This is a genomic window from Streptomyces sp. SID12501 (assembly GCF_010550245.1).
GTDB lineage: Bacteria > Actinomycetota > Actinomycetes > Streptomycetales > Streptomycetaceae > Streptomyces.
In genome coordinates this window covers 1-428 of the sequence record NZ_JAAGLU010000731.1, presented here as the reverse complement: position 1 = coordinate 428, position 428 = coordinate 1, and the positions used below count along the sequence as shown (strand labels likewise).

The window sequence follows — 428 nt, the reverse complement described above, 5'->3', positions numbered from 1 at the left end:
CGCCGCCGCAGGCGACGAGTCCGTCGCGCTCCAGGCGGCCGAGGGTGGTGTACACCTGCCCGACGTTGAGGGGCCAGGTGGAGCCGGTGCGGGATTCGAATTCGGAACGCAGTTGGGAGCCGTACCGGGGGCCCCGTTCCAGCAGGGCGAGAAGACCGTGGCGAATGGACATACTCAGTATGTATACCGAGTATGCCCTTGTTCGCAAGGACCCCCGGGAGGATCGGGGGGTGGTCACGGGCCCCGAGGAGGCCGGTTCCGGGGTGGTCAGCGGCCGCGCCGCAGCCGCATCCCCATGAAGCCGAGGCCCAGTCCCATCAGGGTCAGCCCGGTGCCGAGCGGCAGTATGTGGGCGGCCAGATCGGCGGCCCGCTCGTTCGGCCCGGTGCCGATCGCGGTGACGGAGGACGCCGAGCTCGCCGAGGAGG

The 428-nt window shown here is 70.8% G+C and carries 1 protein-coding gene; it reads right to left on the bottom strand.

The annotated features are described in order from the left end of the window. Positions 1-172, bottom strand: a 172-nt coding sequence (locus G3I71_RS48170; protein WP_203733196.1) for a PadR family transcriptional regulator, incomplete at its 3' end; no start/stop codon positions are given. Positions 173-428 lie beyond the last annotated feature (256 nt).